This is a genomic window from Pseudomonas sp. DW-iso3 (assembly GCF_058725305.1).
Map to the genome: position 1 here is coordinate 760,707 of NZ_JBZXDZ010000001.1, position 23,196 is coordinate 783,902.

Consider the following 23,196-nt stretch of genomic DNA (forward strand, 5'->3'; position numbering starts at 1 on the left):
CGCAGGCAAGTCAGCTCCCACACGTTGACCATGCCCGCTTTATGCCGCGAATGCCGGTCGAGCCGCGATCTGTTCTGCCTCGGGCAAGGGCCCAAACAACGCCTTTTGCACCGCCTGCTGCGCCTGATACGCCAGCGCCGCGCGTTCCTGCCCGGCACAGGCAATTGGCTTGAGCACATGGATTTCCACATCGCCCTGGTCGTTGGCAAATAAGCGCATCAGGTGCGACAACAAATCATCATCGCCAATAAAAGGCGCCAGCGGGTCCACTTGCCCCTCACGCAGATAACGGATCGCCACCGGTTGCAGGCATACATCCGCATCGATCGCACTGGCCAGCAAACGCCCGTGGAAAGTGCGCAGGCTGCGCCCGTCGGTGGTGGTGCCTTCGGGGAACATCAGCAGCGGGTGTTGTTGCCCCAGGTGACGGGTCATCTGCTTGCGGATCAACTGGCTATCGCCCGAACCCCGGCGGATAAACAAGCTGCCGGCTTTGGCCGCCAGCCAGCCTGCCACCGGCCAGGTACGCACTTCGGCCTTGGACAGGAACGACATCGGCGTCACCATGCCCAGCAGGGGAATGTCGGTCCAGGACACGTGATTGCTCACCCACAGCATCGGCGTTTGCGGCAACTCACCGTGCACCGTCACGCGAAAGGGCAGGGCGTTGGTCAGCCGCGCCATGAAGAACCGCGACCAGCGCTGGCGGCGCACCATCGAGTTGGCCACGCCCAACCGTTCGAACACGCCGAATACACTGGCCATGCTCAAGCCCAGTGCCACCACTAGCAGTACGCGGGCAATGCGCCCGTACACGCGCAGGCGGCTCATCACATGGCCGCCTTGAAGTGGCGTGCATAGCGCGGGCATAGCTCATCGCGCTTGAGCAGGATAAACACGTCGGCCACCTGGAAATCTTCATCCCAGCACGGCTCGCCACAGATCTTCGCCCCCAGGCGCATGTAAGCCTTGAGCAGTGGCGGCATTTCGGCGATCACGTTGGACGGCAGGTCCAGCGCCGGCAGGGGTTTTTTCGGTTCGGCGCGCAGGTGTTCATTGCACAGGTAGCGTTCGCGCAGGCGCTGCATGATCGCGTGAGCCTGGATGCCGCCGTCGTGCATCGGGATGCTCGCGCAGCCCATCAAGTAGCTGTAGCCACCCTGGTTGAGCACTTCGGCCAACTCGCCCCACAACACGGCAATGGTGCCACCGTTGCGGTAGGCCGGATCGACGCAAGTGCGGCCGATTTCCAGGATCGGGCCTTGCAGGTGGAGCAAGCCATGCAGGCTGAATTCTTCTTCGCTGTAGAACCGACCCAAGGTGCTGGCAGCCTGGTGGTCCAGCAAGCGAGTGGTGGCCACCAGTCGACCGCTGTTCAAGTCCCGCACGCCGATGTGGCTGCAGTGAACATCATAGTCATCCATGTCCAGGCCCAGTTCCGCGCCTTTCAGCTTGGCGTTGAATTCGCCGCTGAACACGTTGAACCGCAGGGCCTGGGCTTCCTGCAACGCCTGCGCGCCAACCAGGCGTTCGGCTTGCAGGCGGCGTTCATTGCCGGTGTCGCTGATGCGGGCGATCTGAGTCATGGCGAGTCTCCGAGTGCCGGCCACGATTTCGGCCGGTCGACTTTGTTGTCCAAAGTCAGGCTATGGAGGCCCGGTGTCATCTCCATGAAGTTATGGTGACGCTTGGATGACAGCCCTCCATGTCGCAAATCTGTCATCACCCTCGGCTAGGCTCGCGGGCTTGAATGCCCCCTTGAGTTTGCGTCCATGGTCAGAGGCCTGTTGTGCGTTGCCCTGTTGTTCGTCACCGTTGCCGCTTACGCCGAAACCTGGCCCGATAAGGAATGGGCCAAGGGCACACCGCTCTCGGGTCCCGCAGTTGATGCTCTGGATGCTTACGCTTTTCCGGCGCGAGACGACGCCACCCGCCAAGGCATCCGCACTGACGCATTGTTGGTGATCCGCGACGGCCAGGTCGTCTACGAACGCTATGCCACGCCCACCACCGCCAGCACTCCGCACCTCACCTGGTCCGTCAGCAAAAGCCTGATGGCGACCGTGCTGGGCGTGGCCTACGGCGAAAACCGCTTCAAATTGACCGACCCCGCCGCGCGTTTTTACCCGCCAATGAAGCAGCACCCGACTGTGACCATGGCCGACTTGCTGCACTGGGCCTCGGGCCTCGACTGGCAGGAAGACTATGAATACGCGCCGCTGAAATCTTCGGTGGTGGCGATGCTTTACACCCGTGGCCGCGGCGACATGGCTGACTTTGCCGCCGATACCGAGGCCGCCACTGCACCGGGCCAGGTGTTCCGGTACTCCAGCGGTGACACCAACATCCTGTCCGCCACGCTGAAAGGCATGCTCGGGCATAAGGCGTATATGAGTTACCCGTGGGATGCGTTGTTCAAGCCATTGGGGATCCGCAATGCCACTTGGGAAACCGACGCCGATGAAACCTTCGTCGCTTCCTCTTACGCCTACCTCACGGCTCGTGACCTGGCGCGTGTCGGCCTGTTGATGGCACGGGACGGCCGTTGGGGGGAACACCAGTTGCTGCCCAAAGACTGGGTCGCCTTCAACCGTCAGCCGTTCGATAAGTACAAGGCCGGCCAGGACGAAGCCGTTCCCGGCGGTCACTGGTGGCTTAACCAAGGTGCGCCACGGCCCTGGCCAGACGCCCCCGCCGACACCTTTGCGGCCCTCGGCCATTGGGGTCAGGCGCTGTTTGTGATGCCTGAAGAACATCTGGTGATCGTACGCTACGGCGACGACCGCGACGGCAGCTATCGCCACAACGAACTGCTCAAACGCGTGCTTGCGGCGGTGCAGCCATGATCCGTCGTCGTCCGTTTACCAGCCTGTTTCTGCTGCTGTTGCTCGCCCTGCTGGGGTGGATCTGGCACGAGCGCGTCAACCTGCAAGCTTTCCCCGACATCATCGCGGCGTATACGGCCAAGGAGTATTGCTCGTGTCGGTATGTGGCGAACAACCCGGCGGAGTATTGCCGGGGGTATGTGAAGCAGTACGTGCCCACCAGTGCCTTTACCGATAACCCCGAGCGCAGTGAAGTCACGGCCAGCGGTTTGGGGCGTACGCACAGTGCACGGTGGTTGGGGGATCGGCAGGGCTGCCGCTTGAACCCCTGACACACCGCGACCCCATGTGGGAGCTGGCTTGCCTGCGATGATGGCGGCACAGGCGATAGTGATGTTGACTGACCTGCCGCTATCGCAGGCAAGCCAGCTCCCACAGGGGATTTGCACTAATCATTGGAAATGAGAGAAGCACAGGTAGGCGCCCGATGCACTGCATCGGGCGCGAACGACTTACTACGTGGCTGGGCTGCCAGGTTGCATAGCCAACAGCAGATCATCAATGATCGCTTTGCCCATTTCACCCAAATAGTGCGAGGCGAAAGCGAACTTCTCCGCCTTGGGGTCCATGGCGGCCTCAAGCGAGAGCATTTTTGCGTAATAAAGCACGTGCGAGGCGTGTTCAAGGGCTTCCAGCAGCGGAACCCCTGCGTTGACACGGAACACTTTCAAATGGCTTTTGTTTTCTCGGCAATCTGCAAAGGTCGCGGCACCGATAGTTTCGGCTGAGGGTATTTCGTACGGCATAGCTTGCTCCTTTGGTACAACCAAAAAGAGCTGCCAGTCACGATTCCAAGCGTGGGGGTGGCAGCTGTACGCAGGTTGGAATCCGAGAAGAAGCAACTCGGCAGGCACAAGGCCTCCCACGTACAGTCGCCATAAAGCACAAACAGCAGGCACAAAAAAGCGCCGACTAATTGTTTGACGACGCTGTAGCGTTCTTTCCCGGGATTCCACGCCCGCTCATCACAGACTTTGCTTCCGCTCCAATGGACGGTTAAGGTTCGTTCAGGTTTTTCGCCCCGCGAGTTTTCAATGTTCAACGCTTCTGTGATCAAACCCCTGGCCTTCGCCCTCTTGGCCGCCGCCGCTGTGCCTGCCCATGCCGACTGGTATCTGGATAACGAGTCCTCGCGCCTGTCGTTCGTCACCACCAAGAACACCGAAATCGCCGAAGTGCAGCGCTTCCTGGTGTTGCACGGCAAAGTCGACAGCAAGGGCGCGGCGCAACTGGAGGTGGAGCTGGAGTCGGTCAACAGCGGCGTTCCGCTGCGCGACGAGCGCATGCGCAATCAGTTGTTCGAGATCAAGACGTTTCCAGACGCGCTGATCAACGCGCAGATCAACCTGCAACCGATCAACGATTTGGCCCCTGGTGCGCAATTGGAATTGCGCCTGCCGTTGTCCGTGACCCTGCACGGCAAGACCCAGACCTACAGCGCCGAGCTGCTGGCGACGCGCCTGGATGACCGGCGTTTCCAGGTGGTGACCCTGGAACCGCTGGTGGTGCATGCCGAGGACTTCGACCTGGCGCCGGGCGTGGCAGCGTTGCGCAAGGCGGCGGGGCTCAAGTCGATCAGTCTGTCGGTGCCGGTGGGTGCGGTGCTGATTTTCACGGCGCGCTGACATGAGCGGCGCGGTGTTCCCATGGCGCAGCGCCAACCGTTTCGAATTGCTGATCGATGGGCCGAATTTTTTTCCGCAGATGCTGGTGGGCATTGCCCGCGCCGAGCGGCAGGTCGAGCTGGAGTTGTACCTGGTGGAAGCCGGTGCCTGCGCCGAAGCGATGGTGCAGGCACTGGTCCTCGCCGCTGAACGCGGCGTGCGGGTGCGCTGCCTGTTCGATGATTACGGCAGCCTGGCGTTTACCCTCGGGTTGCGTAAACGCTTGACGGACGCGGGTGTGGAGCTGCGTTTCTACAACCGCCTGAATTGGCGCCGCTGGATGCGCAACCTGTACCGCGATCATCGCAAACTGCTGTTGATCGACCAGGACATGGCCTTTGTCGGCGGCACCGGGGTGACCGATGAATTCTGGACGCCAGGCAACGACAGCGCCGACTGGCATGAAGTCATGGTGCAGATCAGCGGGCCGCTGGTTTTGGACTGGCAGGCGCTGTTCGATCGCCAATGGCATGCCAATGCAGCTCGTCGGGAATGGAAACCCGCCACCCATTTCGGTTTGCCGCGGTTGCCCAAGGTGCCGGCGACGGGCCCCGGCCTGGGTCGGGTGGCCTATGCCGATGCCCGCCAGCACCGCGATATCCTGCAATCGCTGATCCGCGCCTTGAACAGCAGCCAGCAGCGTATCTGGCTGGCCACACCGTACTTCCTGCCGACCTGGAGCGTGCGCCGTGCCTTGCGCCGTGCCGCCGGGCGCGGCGTCGACGTGCGTTTGTTGCTCACCGGCCCGCGCACCGATCACCCGTCCGTGCGTTACGCCGGCCACCGTTATTACCCGCGCTTGCTGCGTTCGGGCGTGCAGATCTTTGAATACCAGCCGTGCTTCCTGCACTTGAAAATGGTGCTGGTGGACGATTGGGTAAGCATCGGCTCGTGCAACTTTGATCACTGGAATTTGCGCTTCAACCTGGAAGCCAACCTGGAAGCGCTGGACCCGGCATTGACCGAGGCCGTGGCGGGCAGTTTCGAACGGGATTTTGCCCAGAGCCAGGCGGTCAGCCTGGAGGCGTGGAAGTCGCGGCCGTTGTGGCGGCGGGTGAAGCAGCGGGTGTGGGGCTGGATTGATCGGTTGGTGGTCAACTTGCTCGACCGACGCGGCTAATCAGGTCAACTCGATCGAAATGTGGGAGCGGGCTTGCTCGCGAAGGCTGCGTGTCAGTTACTAAAATCAGCGACTGATCCACCGCATTCGCGAGCACGCCCGCTCCCACATGTTCTGACCGCGTCAGGCGTTAGAGCAGTTCGAAGGTCTGCTGCTGCACATCCTGGGAATCCAACCCGATCTGCACATTGAACTCACCCGGCTCTGCCGCGAATTTGAGCTGGGTATTGTAGAACTTCAAGTCCTCCTCGGTGATGGTGAAGTGCAGCGTGCGCTCTTCACCCGCCTTGAGCATGACCTTCTGGAAGTTCTTCAGCTCCTTGATCGGGCGGATCATCGAGCCGGCCACGTCTTGGATGTACAGCTGGACGACGGTTTCCCCATCCACCTTGCCGGTGTTTTTCACGGTGACACTGGCATCGAGCTTGCCGGTCTTGTTCAGCGTGGTGGACGACAGCGCCATGTCCGACAGGCTGAACGTGGTGTAGCTCAAGCCATATCCGAACGGGAACAGCGGCCCGGTGGTGTCATCGAAGTACTGCGAGGTGTAGTTGCCCGGCTTGCCTGGGGTGAACGGCCGGCCGATGGTCAGGTGGTTGTAGTAGGTGGGAATCTGCCCCACCGAGCGTGGGAAGGTGATCGGCAGCTTGCCTGACGGGTTGTAGTCACCAAACAGCACGTCGGCAATCGCGTTGCCGCCTTCGGTGCCGGCGAACCAGGTTTCCAGGATCGCGTCGGCCTGTTGGTTCTCTTCGAGGATCGACAGTGGACGGCCGTTCATCAGCACCAACACCAGCGGCTTGCCGGTAGCCTTCAGGGCCTTGATCAGGTCGCGCTGGCTCTGCGGGATGTTCAGGTCGGTGCGGCTCGAGGATTCGTGGGACATGCCACGGGACTCACCCACGGCGGCGACCACCACATCGGCCTCCTTGGCGGCCTTGACCGCTTCGTCGATCATCACCTGGGCAGGGCGGGTGTCATCCACCACTTCAGGGGCATCGAAGTTGAGGAAGTTCAGGTAGTCGACCACGGCCTTATCCTGGGTGATGTTGGCGCCACGGGCATAGATGATCTTGCCTTTTTCGCCAATCACCGCGTTGAGGCCGTCGAGCAGGGTGACCGATTGTTCCGGTTTGCCGGCAGCGGCCCAACTGCCCATCATGTCGATCGGCGCCTTGGCCAGCGGGCCGACCAGGGCGATGGTCGCGGATTTTTTCAGTGGCAGGGTGTTGTTCTGGTTTTTCAGCAGCACCAGGCTGCGGCGCGCGATGTCGCGGGCTTCTGCGCGGTGCAGGCGGCTTTCGGCGTAGGTGTCGGCCGGGTCGTCCTCGGCTTTGCCGATACGCAGGTAGGGGTCCTTGAACAGGCCCATGTCGTACTTGGCGCCGAGCACTTCGCGAACGGCGTTATCAATGTCGCTCTGTTCGATCTCGCCGGACTTGAGCAGCCCCGGCAATTCCTTGCCGTACAGCGAGTCGTTCATGCTCATGTCGATGCCGGCCTTGATTGCCAGCTTGGCGGCTTCGCGCCCATCCTTGGCCACGCCGTGCTTGATCAGTTCGAAGATCGCGCCATGGTCGCTCACGGCCAGGCCCTTGAAGCCCCAGTCCTTGCGCAGCAGGTCGTTCATCAGCCAGGTGTTGGCGGTGGCGGGTACGCCGTTGATCGAGTTCAGCGCCACCATCACGCCGCCGGAACCGGCCTTGATCGCCGCGTGGTACGGCGGCAGGTAGTCCTGGTACATCTTGACCGGGCTCATGTCGACCACGTTGTAATCGCGGCCGCCTTCCACCGCGCCGTACAGGGCGAAGTGCTTGACGCTGGCCATGATGCTGTCGGCATTCGCGGGGCTCACGCCCTGGAACGCCTTGACCATCACTTCGGCAATGCGCGAGACCAGGTAGGTGTCTTCACCGAAGCCCTCGGACGTACGACCCCAGCGTGGGTCGCGGGAGATGTCGACCATCGGCGCGAAGGTGATGTCGAGGCTGTCGGCGGCGGCTTCCTGGGCGGCGATGCGCCCGGAGCGGCCGATGGCGTCCATGTCCCAGCTGGAGGCAAGCGCCAGGCTGATCGGGAAAATCGTGCGGTGGCCGTGGATCACGTCGTAGGCGAAGAACATCGGGATCTTCAAGCGGCTGCGCATGGCCGCGTCCTGCATCGGACGGTTTTCCGGGCGGGTGATGGAGTTGAACGTGCCGCCGATGCGACCGGCGGCGATTTCCTTGCGGATCAGCTCACGGGGCATCTCGGGGCCGATGCTGATCAGGCGCAATTGGCCGATCTTTTCATCCAGGGTCATCTGCTTGAGCAGGTCGCTGACGAAGGCGTCCTTGTCCTTAAGCGCAGCAGGCTTTGTTTCTGCCCAGACGGGATGGGTGGCCAGAGTGGCAACAAGGCCGAGCAAACACAGCTTCTTCATGAATATCCTTTTTCGGCTCACTGCACAGCAATTACGCTGATCGGCCAAAATGTGGGGAGCGTCTATTGTTGTTCGGGTGTTGTTCAGATAAATGCAGCACACTCTGAACTCTTTTTCGCGCTGGGCATCTTTGTAGCTGATTGGTTCGATGCATTCCAGTGGTGGCGGATTATGCCCCAAGCGCGCGGTGTATAGGGTTAGTCGTAACATTCCATCAAGATTGGGCAGGAGAAACACCATGCAAGCAGCACAAGGTTACCGCTGGGGCTTGAAAGCCGCGGCGCTGCTATTGATCAGCACAGTGCTGAGCGGTTGTGGCATCAATAACATCCCGACCCTGGACGAACAGGCCAAAGCCGCCTGGGGTCAGGTGCAAAACCAATACCAACGCCGCGCCGACCTGATCCCCAACCTGGTGGAAGTGGTCAAGGGCTACGCTGCCCATGAGCAGGACACCCTCACCGCCGTGATTGAAGCACGGGCCAAGGCCACCTCGATCCAAGTGGATGCGAGCACCCTCGACAATCCGGAAAAACTCAAGCAGTTCCAACAGGCCCAGGACGGCTTGAGCGGTGCACTCAGCCGCTTGATGGTGGTGTCCGAGCGGTACCCGGACCTGAAGGCCAACCAGAACTTCCTGGCCCTGCAATCCCAGCTTGAAGGCACTGAAAACCGTATCGCCGTGGCCCGCCGCGACTTTATCCAGGCAGTGCAGGCCTACAACACCGAGATCCGCACCTTCCCGGGCCGCCTGTGGCACAGCGTGATGTACAGCGACTTGCCGATCCGCGCCACGTTTGAAGCCACCAGCGCCGATGCCGATAAAGCGCCGCAAGTGAAGTTCAAATAAGGCTGCACTGAGGTGTCGATGCGTTTATTACGGATAGGCCTGGCGCTGTGGTTGTTGGCCTGCGTGGGCGTGGCCCAGGCGGCGCTGAGCTTCCCGGCGTTGAGCGGGCGGGTGGTGGACACCGCCCAGATGATCGACCCGGCGGTGCGCGAGCAGATTACCCAGCAATTGCAGGCACTGGAGCAAACCCGTGGCGACCAGATCGTGGTGGTCACGGTGCCAGACCTGCAGGGCGTGCCCATTGAGGATTACGGTTATCAACTCGGCCGCCAATGGGGCATCGGCCAGAAGGGCAAGGATAACGGCGCGCTGTTGATCGTCGCCCGGGATGAGCGCAAATTGCGCATCGAAGTCGGCTATGGCCTCGAAGGCACGCTGACCGATGCGCAGTCCTGGGTGATCATCAACCAAGTGATCGCGCCTAAGTTCAAGGCCGGTAATTACAGCCAGGGCATCAGCGACGGCGTATCGGCGATGGTGCAGGTGGTGGGCGGCGAGCCGCTGGCCGTGCCGGCGCATGTGGCGGATGCCAACTTTGCCAAGGATAATCCCGGGTTTTCCATTGGCCTGTTTATCCTGCTGATCGGCGTGTTGTGGCTGTGCAATCGCATGGGGCTGCCGGTGGGCGCTATCTTGCTGGCGATTCTCAGCAGCAGCGGCCGTGGCGGTGGTGGCGGGGGCGGCGGTGGTGGTTTCCGGGGCGGCGGTGGCGGCTTTGGCGGCGGCGGGGCTTCAGGCGGCTGGTGATGATAATAATGAGAGAGCAACGACAACCATGGCATTACTGACTGAACACGAGCAGCGCCAAGTCGCGGAAGCGATCGCCCGCGTCGAGAAAACCACCGACGCGGAACTGGTGACCGTGTTGGCCGCCCGCGCCGACGACTACGCCTACATCCCACTGTTGTGGGCCAGCCTGATCGCGTTGGTGGTGCCCGGTGTGGTGCATTACCTGTCGGGTTACCTGACCATGTACACCTTGTTGCTGGCGCAATGGGCGACATTCATCGTGTTGTGCCTGGTGTTCCGCCTGCCCAAGGTCACCACGCGGTTGATCCCCCGTTCGGTGCGCCACTGGCGTGCGTCCAACCTGGCGCGGCGGCAGTTCCTGGAGCAGAACCTGCACCACACGCTGGGCAGCACCGGCGTGCTGATCTTTGTCAGCGAGGCAGAGCGGTACGTGGAGATCCTGGTGGATGACGGCATTTCCAAACGCCTGGATGACAGCAGCTGGGATGTGATCGTCAAGGCGTTTACCCAGCAGGTGAAACAGGGGCAGACACTGGCTGGGTTTATCAGTTGCATCGAGGCCTGTGGCGAGTTGTTGAAGGTGCATGTGCCGGTGACGCAGACGCGTAACGAACTGCCGAATCGATTGGTCGTACTCGAGTAATCCAGACAGTGCAGTTCTAAATGTGGGTTTTGTGTCGGCAATACACTGACCGTTAGTCAAATAACCCCGTGCCCTGAACCGCTATCCCCCCTAAAATGCCCGGCATTCCCTGCCCGAGGCGTTTTAGTTCATGTCTGTCACCGCTCAACCTGCCCGTCCTGCGCCGGATCATCATGCCCAGTTCGTCGAACTGCTCAGCGCAAGCCTCGCGCAGAACGCCTTTATCAAGCTGGTGCTGGCCAAGTACGTCGGTGAGGAAGCCGAGTTGCAGCGGCTGATCATCAAGCCGGTCACGGTCAAGGAACAGGCGTGCCTGTCCTTCGTCTACCGCTACAAGACCCGCGACATCACCAAGAACTTCCTGCTGGCGGAAGGTGTGGCGGCGATTGCCGAGTTGCTGCCAACCTCGTTCAAGAATGCGCACCTGCTGTCGCTGACTGACGAAGCCCAGTTGGAATACAGCAAAAAGAACAAAAGCTCACTGTTCAAAAGCAAGCCGCAGCAACTGCGTGAAGCGCCGTCGGCTGAACATAACCGTGAGAAGAATCGATTCCTCGATCTGAGCCGACCCTTTCTCGCCGACCTGGGCGTGACCGACGCCAAGCAGGCGCTGATCCCGTCGATGTCGCGCAAGTGGAAGCAGATCAACAAGTTCATCGAAGTGTTCAGCCATGCGCTCACCTCGTCACCCTTGAAGCTGGACCAGCCGGTGCGCGTCGCCGACTTCGGCTCGGGCAAGGGCTACCTGACCTTTGCCATTCACGACTACCTGCGCAACACCCTCAAGGCCGAAGGCGAAGTGACCGGCGTCGAGCTGCGCGAAGACATGGTGACCCTCTGCAACACCGCCGCCGCCCGCCTGGAGCATCCGGGGCTGGTGTTCAAATGCGGTGATGTGCGCAGCGTGGCGCCCAGCGAGCTGGACGTGATGATCGCCCTGCATGCCTGCGACATTGCCACGGACTACGCGATCCACACCGGCATCCGTTCCGGCGCGTCGATCATCATGTGCTCGCCGTGCTGCCACAAGCAGATCCGCCTGCAGATCCAGAGCCCGGCGCTGCTCAAGCCGATGCTGCAATACGGCCTGCATCTGGGCCAGCAGGCGGAAATGGTCACCGACAGCTTGCGTGCGTTGTTCCTCGAAGCCTGTGGTTATGAGACCAAGGTGTTCGAGTTCATCTCACTGGAGCACACCAACAAGAACAAGATGATTCTTGCGGTCAAACGCGCCGAGCCTGTGGACAACGCGCAGTTGCTGGAGAAGATCCAGGAGCTGAAGGCCTTCTACCACATCACCGAACACTGCCTGGAAACCCTGCTGCGCGCGGATGGCTACCTGGCCTGAAGCACGATGCGATTTAAAGAGTGGCAGCCTTGGGGGCTGGCGCAGGCTGCACCGCCGTCTTGCGCCCCAGCATCACCGTCACGATCACCCCACACGCAAACAGCCAGGTAATCGGCTCGATGTGTTCACCAAAGAACAGCGCCGAAAACGCGATGGTGAAGAAGATCTGCAACAGCTGGATCTGGCTGACTCGCGCAATCCCGCCCATGGCCAACCCGGCGTACCAGGCGAAGAACCCGAGGAATTGCGAAAACAGCGACACGTAGCCGAATGCCCACCAGGCGCGCATGGAAATCGCGCCTTGATGCTGCGCCGCCAGGTACCACACCGGCCCGATCAGCACGGGCGTCGACAGCACCAGCGCCCAGCAGATCACCTGCCAGCCGCCCATTTCCTTGGCCAGTCGGCCGCCTTCTGCGTAACCCAGCCCACCCACGGCAATCGCGCCCAGCATCAGCAAATCACCCGCCTGGATACTGCCGGCGCCGGTGATCAACGCATAACTCAATACCAACCCACTGCCCAGTGCCGCACAGGCCCAAAAGGCTTTCGACGGTCGTTCATGGGACAGCCACGCCGCGTACAGCGCCACGCACAGCGGTTGCAGGCCGTTGACCAGTGCGCCATGGGATGCCGGCAGGGTCTGCATGGCCCACGCTGACAGCACCGGGAAACCCAGGATCACGCCCGCGATCACCAGGCACAGCCCACGCACCTGACGCCAGGTCGGCCAGCGTTCGCGACGCCACAGCAACAGCGCCGCCGCCGGGATCGCCGCGAACAACGCACGGCCCAGGCCGTTGAGTAACGGATGGATTTCCTGCACCACGATGCGGGTGAAGGGCAGGGTCAGGCTGAAGATGATGACGCCCAGCAGGCCGAGGGCCATGCCGGTGTTTTCGCGCGAGCTCATGGAGAAGAACCGAATCTAGAGGGCTTCAAGGGAAGCCCATCTAGCCACATCCCTCACCGATCAAGGGTCTACAGCTGCGTGCGGATTTATCCGTACAGTTGCTGTCGGGTGGGAGCTGTCGAGCGTTCGCGAGGCTGCGATGGGCGCACCGCAGTTTTACGCAAAAAACGCGTCGCCTCCCTCGCGGGCACGCCCGGCTCCCACAACGGCCGTGCCCGTTTTAGAAGAAGCGCGTGACGCTGATCTTCGCGTCGCGGCCTTTGGTGTAGGCGCGGTCGCCACTCAGGGCCGGGCGGAAGTTGTTGTTGAACACGTTGTCCACGGTGAAGTTCACCTCAGTGCCTTTCAGGTAGGCCTGTTGTGGTTTCCATTTGGCGAACAGGCCCTGAGTGTTGTAGCGCTTGTTGCCGTACTGGTCGTAGAACAGGTCGCCCACGCCGCTGCCCGGGCCGCCGGAATAGTTGTCGCTGGGCAAACGGGAGGTCGCGCCGATGAACTGGCCGGTCCAGCCGACCTGGGCATCCCAGGCGGGAATATGGGTGCCAAGCACCAGTACCCATTTGGTCGGCGGGATATCCCGTGCCGCCACATCCGGACCCCAGGGGTTGGTGTAGGCGCCTTCATGATCACCCTTGGCATAGGCGAACGACACCGAGCCAAACAGGTAGGTGGAATTGTAGAAAGATTCGAGCTCGAAGCCCTTGATGGTCAGGCCACCGATGTTGCGATAGTTGGACAGGGCGCCCGGCGGGCAAGCCGTGGAGATGCTGCCGCCGTTAATGGCCTGGTTCTGGCAGCCGACGCCTGTAGCCTTGAAGATTTCGTCTTCGACTTTGTTGTGGAAGAAGGTGGTGCGCAGTTGCAGGTTGTCGTCGTGGGCGATCAGGTTGTCGAAGCTGCTGACGCTGCCCACGCTGATCGAGGTGATGCGTTCCGGGTCGAGGTCGACACTGGTGGCGGTGCGGCTGCCCAGGCCTTGGACTTCGTACTGTTCGTCGATCACTGGCGCGCGCCAGGTCTTGCTCCAGTTGGCGAACAGCCCGAGGTTCGGGTTGACGGTCCAGAACACTGCCAGGCGCGGCGACCAGCCGGTGTAGGTGCGGTCGCTGTAGTCGTGGCCAATGGACGGATCGGGGTTGCTGTAGTACGGCGCATCGTTGGCTTCGCCGCGGTTGCGGACGTGGTCGTAGCGCATCGATGGCGTGATGGTGACGTCGCCCAGGGTCACCGCATCCTGCACGAAGAAACTGTTGGTATCGACTTTGCCGTGGGGCATGAAGCCCGGCTGGAAATGCCCGTAGTTGTAACGCGGGGTGTTGTAGGTGGTACCCGGCATCCACATCTCGGTCTCGCGGATGTGCTTGCGGATCTGCCCGCCCACGGTGACGGCATGTTGCAACGGGCCAGTGTCAAACAAGCTGACGTTGCGCACGTCGAGGTTTTTGTCGGTGTAGGCGGTGTCCATTTTGCGCCCGCCGGTGGCCAGTTGAAAAAATGCCGTGGCGTCGCGTTCGTCGGTCTGGTCGGTGTTGGACTGGGAGTATTTGACGGTCAGGTCCACCAGCGGGTTATCCACGGGTGTGTATTCGTATTTGCCCGACCAAGTGGTGTCGACCGTGTCGCGATGGGCCAGAAAACGCTTCAGCGCTGCTTCGTAGCCATAGCGGTCAATGTTGGCCTGGGTGGGCGGCGTCGGGTAGCTGGCCGCTGAGAACGGCGTCCAGCGGTTGCTGTGTGACCGCGAGTAGGACAAGCCAACGGCGTGCTCTTCGGTGAAGTGGGCGTTGACCTTGAACAGCTTGCCGTCGACATTCTGGGCGGAGTTCGGCAGGCGCTGAGGGTTGATTGGGTACTGATTGTTTTCGTTGGGCAGTTTGGCGGCGACCTTCATGTCGTCGCCGTCGCGTTGGGTCAGGTAGGCCAGTGCGTCGAAACGACCATCGTCGGTACGTCCGAACACGGCGCTGCTGTAGACCTGCTCATGGTCGTTGCTGGAGTAACCGTATTTGAGCATCGCGCCACTGTTGCGACCGTCCTTGAGCAGGTCGGGGGCATCCTTGGTGGTCATGTTGACCGTACCGCCAAACCCGCCGTTGCCGGTGAAGGGGGAGTTGGGGCCTTTCTCCACCTCAATGCTTTTGATCAGCTCGGGCTCGATGAAGACTGTGCCTTGCTGATAGCGCTCAAAGCCGCTCTTGGTGGCCCCATCGACGGTCAGCGGTACGTCTTCGGCATCACCGAACCCGCGGATATTGATGGTCTGGCCGCCAGGTTTCAGCGAGCCGCCCTGGCTAACGCCCGGCAGGGTCTGCAGCAGGCTGGGGATGTTATTGGACTGGTAACGGTCGATGTCTTCCTGGCTCAGGGTGGAGCGGCCGACGGTGCTGGAATTGACCTCGGTACCTGTGCCGATCACGCTCAGAGCGTCCAGTTGGATCACGCCGCTGTGGGGGGTGGTGCCTTCATCGGGGCGCACGACGTAGGTGCTGCCGACCTTGATCAAGGTGAGCTCACCGTTTTTCAGCAGGGTGCGAATCGCCACTTCCGGCGTGAAGTTGCCGTTGAGTGCCGGCGCCTGCACGTTCTTGAGCAGTTCTTCATCGAACAACAGCTGGATTTTCGCCTGCTGCGCCACCTGGCTCAAGGATGTCGCCAGCGGCTGCGCCGGCAGTTGCAGCGTGAGCGACTCGGCCTGTGCATTGAGGCTGAATACCAGGCAGCTAGCGATGAGCGTCGGTCGAAAGAACAGGTGCGAAGCGTGGCAAGGCGCGCGAAACATGAAATCCCCCGGTGTGGCCAAATGGCCGAAAAGGTGTACGTATCGAACTCAGACCGGAGGAAGACGGGGCTGGCGGAAAAATCCACACCCGCGAATGCAAAATATTCTCAAATAAGAATTCTGTCGGGTTATTTGCTCGGTTCGATGCGTACGATGCCATCTGCCGACGTCACGGTTTTGACCGGCAACAGCGCAGGCAGGGCGTTGAGCAGGGCGTCGGGATCATTCACATCCAGATTGCCCGAGACCTTCAGGTGCGCCACGGCGTTGCTGACCTGCAACGTTGCCTGGGGGCGGTACAGGCTCAGCTCATCGATCAGGCTGGCGAGGTCGCGGTTGCGAAACGACAGGTGACCGCTGCGCCAGTCGGCAACCTCTCCGGCGGTGAGCGTTTGCTGCTGTACCGTGCCCTTGGCGTAACTGAAGATCGCGCGTTGCTGGGCGCCCAGCAGGGTGACCGGGATTTTTGCATCAGGCTCGAACGCGACCTGGCCATGGGCGACGCTGACCACCAGTTGCTGTTGGCTGCGCCGCACATCGAAGCCGGTGCCGACCACGCGGATATTGGCCTCGCCCGCTTGCACGAACAGCGGCCGTTCTTTGTCGGCGGCCACTTCGAGGTACAGCTGGCCCTTGTCCAGGTGCACGATGCGCTGGTGCGCGGTGAAATCCACGCGCACGCGGGTGTTGGCATTTACATACACGCTGCTGCCATCGGGCAGGTTGAGCGTGCGCATGCCTTTGGCGTGGGCTGCGACCTGGGTGTGATACAGCTCACGGGGCGCGCCGAGGTGGGGGGCCATTACCGCGCACAACAACGCGGCCGCCACGGCCAGGGCTGGGCGCCACACCGACGGTTTGCGTTTGGGCAGTGCCGTGGGCTTGTTCAGTTGCTGCAGCTGGGCCAGGTCTGACCACAGTTGCTCGAATTCGGCATAGGCGCGGGCATGGGCGGGCTCGGCTTGCCAGGCGGCAAAGGCCTTGCGGTCGGCACGCCCCACGTCATTATTGCGGTTGCGGGCAAACCAGCTGGCGGCTTGGGCATCGATGGAGTCACTGTCCTTGATGTCCAGCAAGTCGGTGTCGCTCAGGCGGTTCATTCTGGCTGCTCCGTGCCGGGTTCGTGTTGAAGGCGTCGCTTGCAATGCAGCAGGGCAAAAGCGATGTGCTTTTCCACCATGCTGGTCGATATGCCCATGCGCTCGGCGATCTGCGCCTGGCTCAAGCCTTCGAAGCGGTGCAGCATAAGGGCTTCTCGCCGGCGGGGCGAGAGTTCGGCGAGGACTTCTTTCAACTGTTCCAGGCGTTGCAGGCGTTGCACGGCGGCCATGGGATCGTTTTGCTCGTCGGTGGCAGGCTCGGCGTCCATGTCGGCCTGATCAGAGTGGACGGTGTGCCGTACCTTCTGTTTGCGCCAGTGATCACGCAGCAGGTTGCGCGCCATCTGGAACAGAAACGCCCGTGGCTGCTCGACCTTGGCGCGGTCGCGGTAGTCCAGCCACTGAGTGAAGACATCCTGGGTCATGTCCGCGGCGTCGCTGGCGTTGTCTGTGCGCTTGCGCAGGAAATACAGAATATCTGTATAGAACCCGCGAAAGGCATCGGCCGACAGCGGGTCGGGCTTGGGACGAGACATGGATATCCTTCTTGACGAAGCACGACTTGGAGAAAGTCGCGAATGGTATCGAGAACCATTGTCATTTGTCTCTATTTTACGGATGTACCCAGTAAAAAATGTGGGAGCGGGCTTGCTCGCGAAAGCGGTGTGTCAGTCGATTTATCCATTGACTGGCGCACTGCATTCGCGAGCAAGCCCGCTCCCACAGGGAGTCGTGGTTAGCGCAGTAATGTTTTCAGTTGTTCGATCCCCACTTCACCCAGCGGGAACACCGGCAACCGAGGATCACCGGCTTCCAATCCGGTCAACCGCAGCCCGGCTTTGATTGTGGCTGGCAATCCACCCTTGAGGATGAAGTCCAGCAACGGCAACTGGCGGTAAAACACTTCCCGCGCCTGGGTCAGGTCATTCGCCAATACCGCCTCATATAACGCCAGATTGAGCTCTGGGATCAGGTTCGGCGCCGCCGTGCACCAACCCTTGGCGCCCGCCGCGAAGGCTTCCAGCGCCAAGGGGTTGCAGCCGTTGTAGAACGGCACGTCGCTCTGGCGATGCAGGTGGTGCATGCGCTGGATATCCCCGGTGCTCTCCTTGACCATGGTCACGTTGGGGACCTGCTTGATGATGCGCAGGATCAGGTCCACCGACATGTCCGTGCCACTGGTGGCCGGGTTGTTGTAGAGCATGATCGGTACGCCGATGCTGTCGCCGATCGCGGCGTAGTGGGCGAGGATTTCCGCTTCGCTGAGTTTCCAGTAAGACGTCGGCAGCACCATCACCACATCGGCGCCATTGGCTTCGGCGTAGCGGGCGCGGCGTACGGCTTTGGCGGTGGTGAGGTCGGATACGCTGACGATGGTCGGCACGCGACGGGCGATTTTTGCCAGGCTGTAGGCGCTGACTTCGTCCCACTCGGCGTCGCTCAAGTACGCACCTTCACCGGTGCTGCCCAGTGGCGCAATGGCGTGCACACCCCCCTCGATCAGGCGGTCGATGGAGCGACCCAGTGTGTTGAGGTCAATGCGTTGGCCGTCGGTGCTGAACGGGGTGATGGTGTAGCCGATGATGCCGTGAATGTTAGGGCTGGACATGGAAAATCTCCGGTCGGAAAAGGGCAATTCAGTTCAGGCAATCGGCGTGTTGACGCAGGTTCTGCCGGGCGTAGTAGTTGAACGCGGCGCCATGGCGCTTGGGTCGGGAGATCCAGTCGTGGGCCTCGCGTCCCAGCTCCGGCAGGATCGGCTTGATGGTGCCGGCCGACATCGCCAGCAACTGCAATTTGGCCGCGCGCTCGATCAACTGCGCGATCACGCAGGCCTCCTCAATGCTCGCCCCGGTGGACAACTGACCGTGGTGCGAAAGCAGGATCGCGCGTTTGTCACCCAGTGCCGTGGTAATGATTTCGCCTTCTTCATTGCCCACCGGTACGCCCGGCCAAGCCTCCAGGAAGGCGCAGTCTTCGTACAGCGGGCAAAGGTCCATATGGGACACCTGCAGCGGCACTTCCAGCATCGACAGCGCGGCGATATGGGTGGGATGAGTGTGGATGATGCAGTTTACGTCCGGCCGCCCACGGTAGACCCAGCTGTGAAAACGGTTGGCGGGGTTGGGGATGCCGTGGCCTTCCAGTACTTCAAGATCCTCGTTTACCAGCAACAGGTTGCTGGCGGTGATCTCATCAAAACCCAGGCCCAATTGCTGAGTGTAATAGGTGCCCTGTTCCGGCCCGCGCGCGGTGATCTGCCCGGCGAGGCCAGAGTCGTGGCCGTTCTCGAACAGGATGCGGCAAGTGAGCGCCAGCTTTTGCCGGTCAGTCCACGTATTATCTGCCAGGGTGTTTTGCATCTGGACGAGTGCTTGCTTGACCAGTTGGTCTTTTGGGAGTGCTAATGTCTTGGCCATATCGGGTGTCCTGGGTGGCTGCTAATGACACTAATGATGCTATATGACACTTTGTGTCATTAGCAAGCACAGCTCATCGCTTACTGCATGGATAAATCGCAGCGCATGTCTATCCGTTTGAAATTATTGAGAAAAAAACTTGGTGTTACTTTGGAAGCCCTGGCTGAAAAGTCCGGGATGACCAAGAGTTACCTGTCCAAGGTGGAGCGCGGGCTCAACACGCCTTCGATTGCCGCCGCGCTGAAGCTGGCCAAGGCGCTGAACGTGAAGGTCGAAGAGCTGTTCAGCGAAGACAGCGTCAGCCTCGACAGCTACAGCCTGGTGCGCAGCCATGAACGGCCTGACACGTCACCCGGTTATGCGGTGCTGGCCCATCAGGTCAGTGAACGCAGCCTGCTGCCGTTCATCATCTATCCGCCGGCGGAGTTCACCGACAAGACCTTCAAGGAGCATCTGGGGGAAGAGTTTCTGTTTGTGCACGAAGGCCAGGTGGAGGTGGATTTCATGAACGAACGGGTGATCCTGGAGCGTGGCGATGCGCTGCACTTCAATGCGCAGAAGCCCCATCGGCTGCGTTCGGTGGGGGATGTGCAGGCGCAATTGCTGGTGGTGGTGCACAGCGCGGAAGACTGACGTCGCGCTGGCCTTGTGAACGCGGTCAATGTGGGAGTGGGCTTGCCTGCGATAGCATCACCTCGATTCAGCTGACAGACGGAGGTGCCTGTATCGCAGGCAAGCCAGCTCCCACAATGGATCGAAGTCGCACAAAAAATCAGCGTTCGACAGGCACTGACAGCGCAGGATGACCCAATGGATGCGTCCGCGCCGCAAAGAACTTCAGTGCCACGCCAGTCCCATCGAACAATTCCGAATACCGCCGCTTCTGCTGGCGGATGAACCCATCACTGCGCCCCGACACCGAGATCGCCAGCGTCGTCACGTTGGCCTGGCGAATCGCATCCACCAGGTGTTTATCCTGTGGGCCCAACTCATGCCCGAAGATGCACAGCGCCCCTTCGTGGCTCAGCAACTGCTCATAGCAGAACGACAAATAATCCGAACTGCGGATGGTCTTGAGCTTCTCTTCCACCTTGCCCTCACTGACGAACAGCGGCACATCATCAAGGGTCTTGATCGTGTTGTTGATCGCAAAACTGCTGAGCAAGGTGCTGTCGGTGGTCGGCAATTTGCGTGCGGTGCCATCGAGGTTGCGCACCAGGTGCAGGCCGCCGTGCAGGTAGAGGATGCGCGTGGTATCGGTGCGGGTATTGCGCAGGTCGAAGCTGGCGTCGGCGCTGCGAAACAGGTCGTCGATGCCTGGTGTGTGCAGGATCGCCCAATAGTTGAGCAAGTCGTAGTTGCTGGTGAACACGGTGGCGTAATGCTTCAACTCATCGTTGATCGTCGCCAGCGTCGACGGCTGCACCAGGCGCCACGGGATATGCACCGCGTGGATGGTATTGATCAAGGCTTCCTTGATCGCGTAATAACGATTGCGCGGCGCCGCTGAGCTGACGGCCAGGGCTTTGTTGACCCGGCTGGTGGTCTTCAACGCGCCCAGGGCTTGCTCGAAGCTGCGGGTTTGCAGGGCGTCGAACACGCTGAGTTCGGATTGGCTGAGGGGTTTTTCTTCGACTGTACGGGCGTTTTCGAACAGCGAGTCGTAGGCAAAGTCTTCCCAAATCGTACGGCTCGCGCCATTGCCGATCAGAATCCCGCTGAAGTCGGTGCTGCTGCGCACTGCGCTCCAGTCTTCAAGGTGGGCGTCAATATCCTGGAAATCCTTCATTGCGGCGGGTCTACTCGAAATCGGCTGAGCGGTGACTTTATCACGGGTCGACGTTGATCCTGATCAAGATGCCGCAGAGGGCGCAGGTTGATGCTGTAGGTATAAAGCCTCTGAGGATTCGCCATGAGCAGCACCTTCTTCATCCCCGCCGTCAACATCATGGGCACCGACTGCCTCGACGAAGCCATGATCGCCATCCGCGACTATGGTTTTCGCAAGGCGCTGATCGTCACTGACGCCGGCCTGGCCAAGGCGGGCGTTGCGAGCATGATCGCCGAGAAACTGGCGATGCAGGACATCGACTCGGTGATCTACGATGGCGCCAAGCCCAACCCCAACGTTGAAAACGTCGAAAAAGGCCTGACCCTGTTGCAGGAAAGCGCCTGTGATTTCGTGGTGTCCCTGGGCGGCGGCTCACCCCATGACTGCGCCAAGGGGATCGCCCTGTGCGCGACCAACGGCGGGCATATCGGCGACTACGAAGGCGTCGACCAGTCCAGCAAACCGCAACTGCCCCTGGTGGCCATCAACACCACCGCCGGCACCGCCAGCGAGATGACCCGTTTCTGCATCATTACCGACGAAACCCGCCATGTGAAAATGGCCATCGTCGACCGCAACGTCACGCCGCTGCTGTCGGTCAACGACCCAAGCCTGATGGTCGGCATGCCCAAGGGCCTCACCGCCGCCACCGGCATGGACGCGCTGACTCATGCCATCGAAGCCTACGTGTCCACCGCCGCCAATCCGATCACCGACGCTTGCGCGATCAAGGCCATCGAACTGATCAGCGCCAACCTGCGCCTGGCGGTACGCGATGGCAGCGACAAAGCCGCGCGGGAGAATATGGCCTATGCGCAATTCCTCGCCGGCATGGCCTTCAACAACGCGTCCCTGGGTTTTGTGCACGCCATGGCGCACCAGTTGGGCGGTTTCTACGACCTGCCGCACGGCGTGTGCAACGCGGTGTTGCTGCCCCACGTGCAAAGCTTCAACGCCAGCGTCAGCGCCAAACGCCTGAGCGACGTAGGCCGCGCTTTGGGCGCCGACGTCAAGGGTTTCAGCGACGAAGAGGGCGCCCAGGCCGCCATCGCCGCGATTCGTAGCCTGGCCCATGACGTTGAGATTCCCGCCGGATTGCGCGAGCTGGGTGCCAAGTTGCAGGACATTCCATTGCTGGCGACCAACGCACTGAAGGATGCCTGCGGACTGACCAACCCTCGGCGGGCGGATCAACGTCAGATTGAGGAGATCTTCCGCAGCGCGTTTTGATCTGCCCGGCAGCGGGCGACGCACACCCACGCGGCGCCCGCCAACGCCATACATAAAGCCGCCAACGACCATGCCTGCTGACTCACTAGCAGGCTCGCCATACCGCCAATCAACGCCGCCATGAGTTGGTGCATGAAACCGCTCAACGCCATGGCGTAGGAACCACTCACCGGCGACTCATCGTTGGCCACGGACAAACTGATTGGGTAACTCATCGACTGCCCCAGCACTGCCACGCAATACGGCAGCCACAACAAGATGGCGAGCCCGCCAGCAAACACACTGCCTAAAAGCATCACTGCCGTTCCTGTCAGCAACAGGGCTACGCCCCAGCCCATCATCGTTAATCGACCCGAGCGCGCCACAAAGCGGTTGACCATCAATGCCCCCGCCAGATAAGCCGCGCTGATTGGCCAACCCAACCCACCATATTGCGCCGCGCTCCACTCGAAACGCCCTTGCAGTATCAACGGTGCACAGGTGTTGAAGGCAATGATCACCCCATAACCCAGGCCACCGGCCAAGGCTGGGTACAGAAACGGTGGATGCCGCACGATCGTGGCATAGATGCGCCAGGCGGATAGAGACTCGTCAGCTTTCACCAGTGCCGGGAACATCACCCGCTGCAACACCAGCATCAACCCGAGCGCGCCAATCGCCAACCCGTAGAAGATCGCCTCCCAGCCCAAGATCACCTGCAACAACGAACCTGCGAATTGGCCGATACCCAAGGCAATCACAAAGGTCATGCCCAGCCACGACAAACCCTTTGCCAGCAAAGCACCGCTGAAACTATCACGCACCAATACTCGCGCCATCACCGAAACACCGCCCGCGCCCAGCCCTTGAATCAGCCGCAATGCCAGGAACGCTTCAACGTTGAACGCTGAAGGGATTGCTGCACTCGCCAACGCATACACGGCAAGCGCTGCCAACAGCACAGGCTTGCGCCCAAAGCGTTCGCTCAGGTGGCCCCACAACAACATCGGCAAAGCCATGCCGACCAAGTAGATCGCTAGGGCCAGCGCGACGTGGCCTTCGGCGGCGGGGAGGGAACGTGCGATTGCTGGCACGGCGGGCAGGTAGCTGCTGATTCCGACTTGGGCGAGGAAGGCGGCACTGCAGGCTAGGGTGAGGGTGGTCGAGTTTTTCAAGAATGGGCATCCGTCATTGCGAGTGTTGAGCAAGTCATCGAAAACCCAACTGTTAGAACGAGCCGCATTGTTAGAAGCTCTGAATTA

At 61.0% G+C, this 23,196-nt stretch carries 22 protein-coding genes; 10 read left to right on the forward strand and 12 right to left on the reverse strand.

Annotated elements, in window-relative coordinates; all coding sequences use genetic code 11:
- Positions 1-39: 39 nt before the first annotated feature.
- Both AC4PS7_RS03520 and olsB read right to left on the reverse strand, forming a co-directional pair.
- Positions 40-831: a lysophospholipid acyltransferase family protein gene (locus AC4PS7_RS03520; protein ID WP_047541417.1), complete on the reverse strand. Its 792-nt coding sequence runs from the start codon at positions 829-831 to the stop codon at positions 40-42.
- Positions 831-1,586 carry an L-ornithine N(alpha)-acyltransferase gene (gene olsB, locus AC4PS7_RS03525; protein WP_003172415.1) on the reverse strand — a complete coding sequence of 252 codons (756 nt, stop codon included), beginning with the start codon at positions 1,584-1,586 and terminating at the stop codon, positions 831-833. Before olsB ends, AC4PS7_RS03520 begins: the two co-directional genes overlap by 1 nt.
- A 186-nt stretch (positions 1,587-1,772) precedes the next feature.
- Between olsB and AC4PS7_RS03530 the strand changes: the two genes are divergently transcribed.
- Positions 1,773-2,846 (forward strand): serine hydrolase domain-containing protein, encoded by a 1,074-nt coding sequence (locus AC4PS7_RS03530; RefSeq protein WP_045791223.1) that lies wholly within the window; start codon positions 1,773-1,775, stop codon positions 2,844-2,846.
- Positions 2,843-3,157: a hypothetical protein gene (locus tag AC4PS7_RS03535; RefSeq protein WP_010212295.1), complete on the forward strand. Its 315-nt coding sequence runs from the start codon at positions 2,843-2,845 to the stop codon at positions 3,155-3,157. Before AC4PS7_RS03530 ends, AC4PS7_RS03535 begins: the two co-directional genes overlap by 4 nt.
- Positions 3,158-3,340: 183 nt before the next feature.
- Here AC4PS7_RS03535 and AC4PS7_RS03540 read toward each other — a convergent pair whose 3' ends face one another.
- Positions 3,341-3,631 carry a DUF3077 domain-containing protein gene (locus AC4PS7_RS03540; RefSeq protein ID WP_492179062.1) on the reverse strand — a complete coding sequence of 97 codons (291 nt, stop codon included), beginning with the start codon at positions 3,629-3,631 and terminating at the stop codon, positions 3,341-3,343.
- A 288-nt stretch (positions 3,632-3,919) separates the two neighbouring features.
- Between AC4PS7_RS03540 and AC4PS7_RS03545 the strand changes: the two genes are divergently transcribed.
- On the forward strand, positions 3,920-4,510 hold the full coding sequence (locus AC4PS7_RS03545; protein ID WP_010212292.1) for a YceI family protein: 591 nt from the start codon (positions 3,920-3,922) through the stop codon (positions 4,508-4,510).
- A 1-nt stretch (position 4,511) separates the two neighbouring features.
- Positions 4,512-5,669: a phospholipase D-like domain-containing protein gene (locus AC4PS7_RS03550; protein WP_010212290.1), complete on the forward strand. Its 1,158-nt coding sequence runs from the start codon at positions 4,512-4,514 to the stop codon at positions 5,667-5,669.
- 130 nt (positions 5,670-5,799) lie between these two features.
- Here the strand turns inward: AC4PS7_RS03550 and bglX are convergent, their stop codons facing one another.
- Entirely contained in the window at positions 5,800-8,091 is a 2,292-nt protein-coding gene (gene bglX / locus AC4PS7_RS03555) for a beta-glucosidase BglX (protein WP_010212288.1), read from the reverse strand.
- A 238-nt stretch (positions 8,092-8,329) separates the two neighbouring features.
- On the opposite strand from bglX, the gene AC4PS7_RS03560 reads away from it, so the two are divergent.
- The 4 genes from AC4PS7_RS03560 (at position 8,330) to AC4PS7_RS03575 (ending at position 11,682) form a co-directional block, all read left to right on the forward strand.
- Positions 8,330-8,941 carry a LemA family protein gene (locus AC4PS7_RS03560; RefSeq protein WP_010212287.1) on the forward strand — a complete coding sequence of 204 codons (612 nt, stop codon included), beginning with the start codon at positions 8,330-8,332 and terminating at the stop codon, positions 8,939-8,941.
- An 18-nt stretch (positions 8,942-8,959) separates the two neighbouring features.
- Positions 8,960-9,688, forward strand: a complete 729-nt coding sequence (locus AC4PS7_RS03565; protein WP_010212285.1) for a TPM domain-containing protein — start codon at positions 8,960-8,962, stop codon at positions 9,686-9,688.
- A gap of 28 nt (positions 9,689-9,716) precedes the next feature.
- Entirely contained in the window at positions 9,717-10,334 is a 618-nt protein-coding gene (locus AC4PS7_RS03570) for a TPM domain-containing protein (protein ID WP_010212282.1), read from the forward strand.
- Positions 10,335-10,464: 130 nt separating this feature from the next.
- Complete coding sequence (locus AC4PS7_RS03575) at positions 10,465-11,682, forward strand: class I SAM-dependent methyltransferase (protein WP_010212281.1); 1,218 nt, start codon at positions 10,465-10,467, stop codon at positions 11,680-11,682.
- A 13-nt stretch (positions 11,683-11,695) separates the two neighbouring features.
- Here the strand turns inward: AC4PS7_RS03575 and AC4PS7_RS03580 are convergent, their stop codons facing one another.
- The 6 genes from AC4PS7_RS03580 to AC4PS7_RS03605 form a co-directional block, all read right to left on the reverse strand.
- On the reverse strand, positions 11,696-12,595 hold the full coding sequence (locus AC4PS7_RS03580) for a DMT family transporter (RefSeq protein WP_042570696.1): 900 nt from the start codon (positions 12,593-12,595) through the stop codon (positions 11,696-11,698).
- Between the two features lie 220 nt (positions 12,596-12,815).
- Positions 12,816-15,374, reverse strand: coding sequence for a TonB-dependent receptor (locus tag AC4PS7_RS03585; RefSeq protein ID WP_187516978.1), 2,559 nt, complete (start codon positions 15,372-15,374; stop codon positions 12,816-12,818).
- 128 nt (positions 15,375-15,502) lie between these two features.
- Positions 15,503-16,474, reverse strand: a complete 972-nt coding sequence (locus tag AC4PS7_RS03590) for a FecR family protein (RefSeq protein WP_042570698.1) — start codon at positions 16,472-16,474, stop codon at positions 15,503-15,505.
- Positions 16,471-17,010: an RNA polymerase sigma factor gene (locus tag AC4PS7_RS03595; RefSeq protein ID WP_021492365.1), complete on the reverse strand. Its 540-nt coding sequence runs from the start codon at positions 17,008-17,010 to the stop codon at positions 16,471-16,473. Before AC4PS7_RS03595 ends, AC4PS7_RS03590 begins: the two co-directional genes overlap by 4 nt.
- A 200-nt stretch (positions 17,011-17,210) precedes the next feature.
- Positions 17,211-18,083 carry a dihydrodipicolinate synthase family protein gene (locus AC4PS7_RS03600; protein WP_010212276.1) on the reverse strand — a complete coding sequence of 291 codons (873 nt, stop codon included), beginning with the start codon at positions 18,081-18,083 and terminating at the stop codon, positions 17,211-17,213.
- A gap of 28 nt (positions 18,084-18,111) precedes the next feature.
- Positions 18,112-18,894 (reverse strand): aldolase, encoded by a 783-nt coding sequence (locus AC4PS7_RS03605; protein WP_010212275.1) that lies wholly within the window; start codon positions 18,892-18,894, stop codon positions 18,112-18,114.
- 105 nt (positions 18,895-18,999) lie between these two features.
- Between AC4PS7_RS03605 and AC4PS7_RS03610 the strand changes: the two genes are divergently transcribed.
- Positions 19,000-19,527, forward strand: a complete 528-nt coding sequence (locus AC4PS7_RS03610) for a helix-turn-helix domain-containing protein (RefSeq protein ID WP_010212274.1) — start codon at positions 19,000-19,002, stop codon at positions 19,525-19,527.
- A 139-nt stretch (positions 19,528-19,666) separates the two neighbouring features.
- Here AC4PS7_RS03610 and AC4PS7_RS03615 read toward each other — a convergent pair whose 3' ends face one another.
- On the reverse strand, positions 19,667-20,683 hold the full coding sequence (locus tag AC4PS7_RS03615; protein WP_010212273.1) for a DUF4917 family protein: 1,017 nt from the start codon (positions 20,681-20,683) through the stop codon (positions 19,667-19,669).
- 123 nt (positions 20,684-20,806) lie between these two features.
- On the opposite strand from AC4PS7_RS03615, the gene yiaY reads away from it, so the two are divergent.
- Positions 20,807-21,955, forward strand: a complete 1,149-nt coding sequence (gene yiaY / locus AC4PS7_RS03620; RefSeq protein ID WP_492179063.1) for an L-threonine dehydrogenase — start codon at positions 20,807-20,809, stop codon at positions 21,953-21,955.
- Here yiaY and AC4PS7_RS03625 read toward each other — a convergent pair.
- On the reverse strand, positions 21,922-23,109 hold the full coding sequence (locus AC4PS7_RS03625; protein ID WP_021492362.1) for an MFS transporter: 1,188 nt from the start codon (positions 23,107-23,109) through the stop codon (positions 21,922-21,924). The genes yiaY and AC4PS7_RS03625 overlap by 34 nt on opposite strands.
- Positions 23,110-23,196: the final 87 nt, after the last annotated feature.

Coding starts and splice junctions, on each gene's coding strand:
- AC4PS7_RS03520 (WP_047541417.1), bottom strand. CDS start 831: ATGAGCCGCCTGCGCGTGTACGGGCGCATTGCCCGCGTACTGCTAGTG.
- olsB (WP_003172415.1), bottom strand. CDS start 1,586: ATGACTCAGATCGCCCGCATCAGCGACACCGGCAATGAACGCCGCCTG.
- AC4PS7_RS03530 (WP_045791223.1), top strand. CDS start 1,773: ATGGTCAGAGGCCTGTTGTGCGTTGCCCTGTTGTTCGTCACCGTTGCC.
- AC4PS7_RS03535 (WP_010212295.1), top strand. CDS start 2,843: ATGATCCGTCGTCGTCCGTTTACCAGCCTGTTTCTGCTGCTGTTGCTC.
- AC4PS7_RS03540 (WP_492179062.1), bottom strand. CDS start 3,631: ATGCCGTACGAAATACCCTCAGCCGAAACTATCGGTGCCGCGACCTTT.
- AC4PS7_RS03545 (WP_010212292.1), top strand. CDS start 3,920: ATGTTCAACGCTTCTGTGATCAAACCCCTGGCCTTCGCCCTCTTGGCC.
- AC4PS7_RS03550 (WP_010212290.1), top strand. CDS start 4,512: ATGAGCGGCGCGGTGTTCCCATGGCGCAGCGCCAACCGTTTCGAATTG.
- bglX (WP_010212288.1), bottom strand. CDS start 8,091: ATGAAGAAGCTGTGTTTGCTCGGCCTTGTTGCCACTCTGGCCACCCAT.
- AC4PS7_RS03560 (WP_010212287.1), top strand. CDS start 8,330: ATGCAAGCAGCACAAGGTTACCGCTGGGGCTTGAAAGCCGCGGCGCTG.
- AC4PS7_RS03565 (WP_010212285.1), top strand. CDS start 8,960: ATGCGTTTATTACGGATAGGCCTGGCGCTGTGGTTGTTGGCCTGCGTG.
- AC4PS7_RS03570 (WP_010212282.1), top strand. CDS start 9,717: ATGGCATTACTGACTGAACACGAGCAGCGCCAAGTCGCGGAAGCGATC.
- AC4PS7_RS03575 (WP_010212281.1), top strand. CDS start 10,465: ATGTCTGTCACCGCTCAACCTGCCCGTCCTGCGCCGGATCATCATGCC.
- AC4PS7_RS03580 (WP_042570696.1), bottom strand. CDS start 12,595: ATGAGCTCGCGCGAAAACACCGGCATGGCCCTCGGCCTGCTGGGCGTC.
- AC4PS7_RS03585 (WP_187516978.1), bottom strand. CDS start 15,374: ATGTTTCGCGCGCCTTGCCACGCTTCGCACCTGTTCTTTCGACCGACG.
- AC4PS7_RS03590 (WP_042570698.1), bottom strand. CDS start 16,474: ATGAACCGCCTGAGCGACACCGACTTGCTGGACATCAAGGACAGTGAC.
- AC4PS7_RS03595 (WP_021492365.1), bottom strand. CDS start 17,010: ATGTCTCGTCCCAAGCCCGACCCGCTGTCGGCCGATGCCTTTCGCGGG.
- AC4PS7_RS03600 (WP_010212276.1), bottom strand. CDS start 18,083: ATGTCCAGCCCTAACATTCACGGCATCATCGGCTACACCATCACCCCG.
- AC4PS7_RS03605 (WP_010212275.1), bottom strand. CDS start 18,894: ATGGCCAAGACATTAGCACTCCCAAAAGACCAACTGGTCAAGCAAGCA.
- AC4PS7_RS03610 (WP_010212274.1), top strand. CDS start 19,000: ATGTCTATCCGTTTGAAATTATTGAGAAAAAAACTTGGTGTTACTTTG.
- AC4PS7_RS03615 (WP_010212273.1), bottom strand. CDS start 20,683: ATGAAGGATTTCCAGGATATTGACGCCCACCTTGAAGACTGGAGCGCA.
- yiaY (WP_492179063.1), top strand. CDS start 20,807: ATGAGCAGCACCTTCTTCATCCCCGCCGTCAACATCATGGGCACCGAC.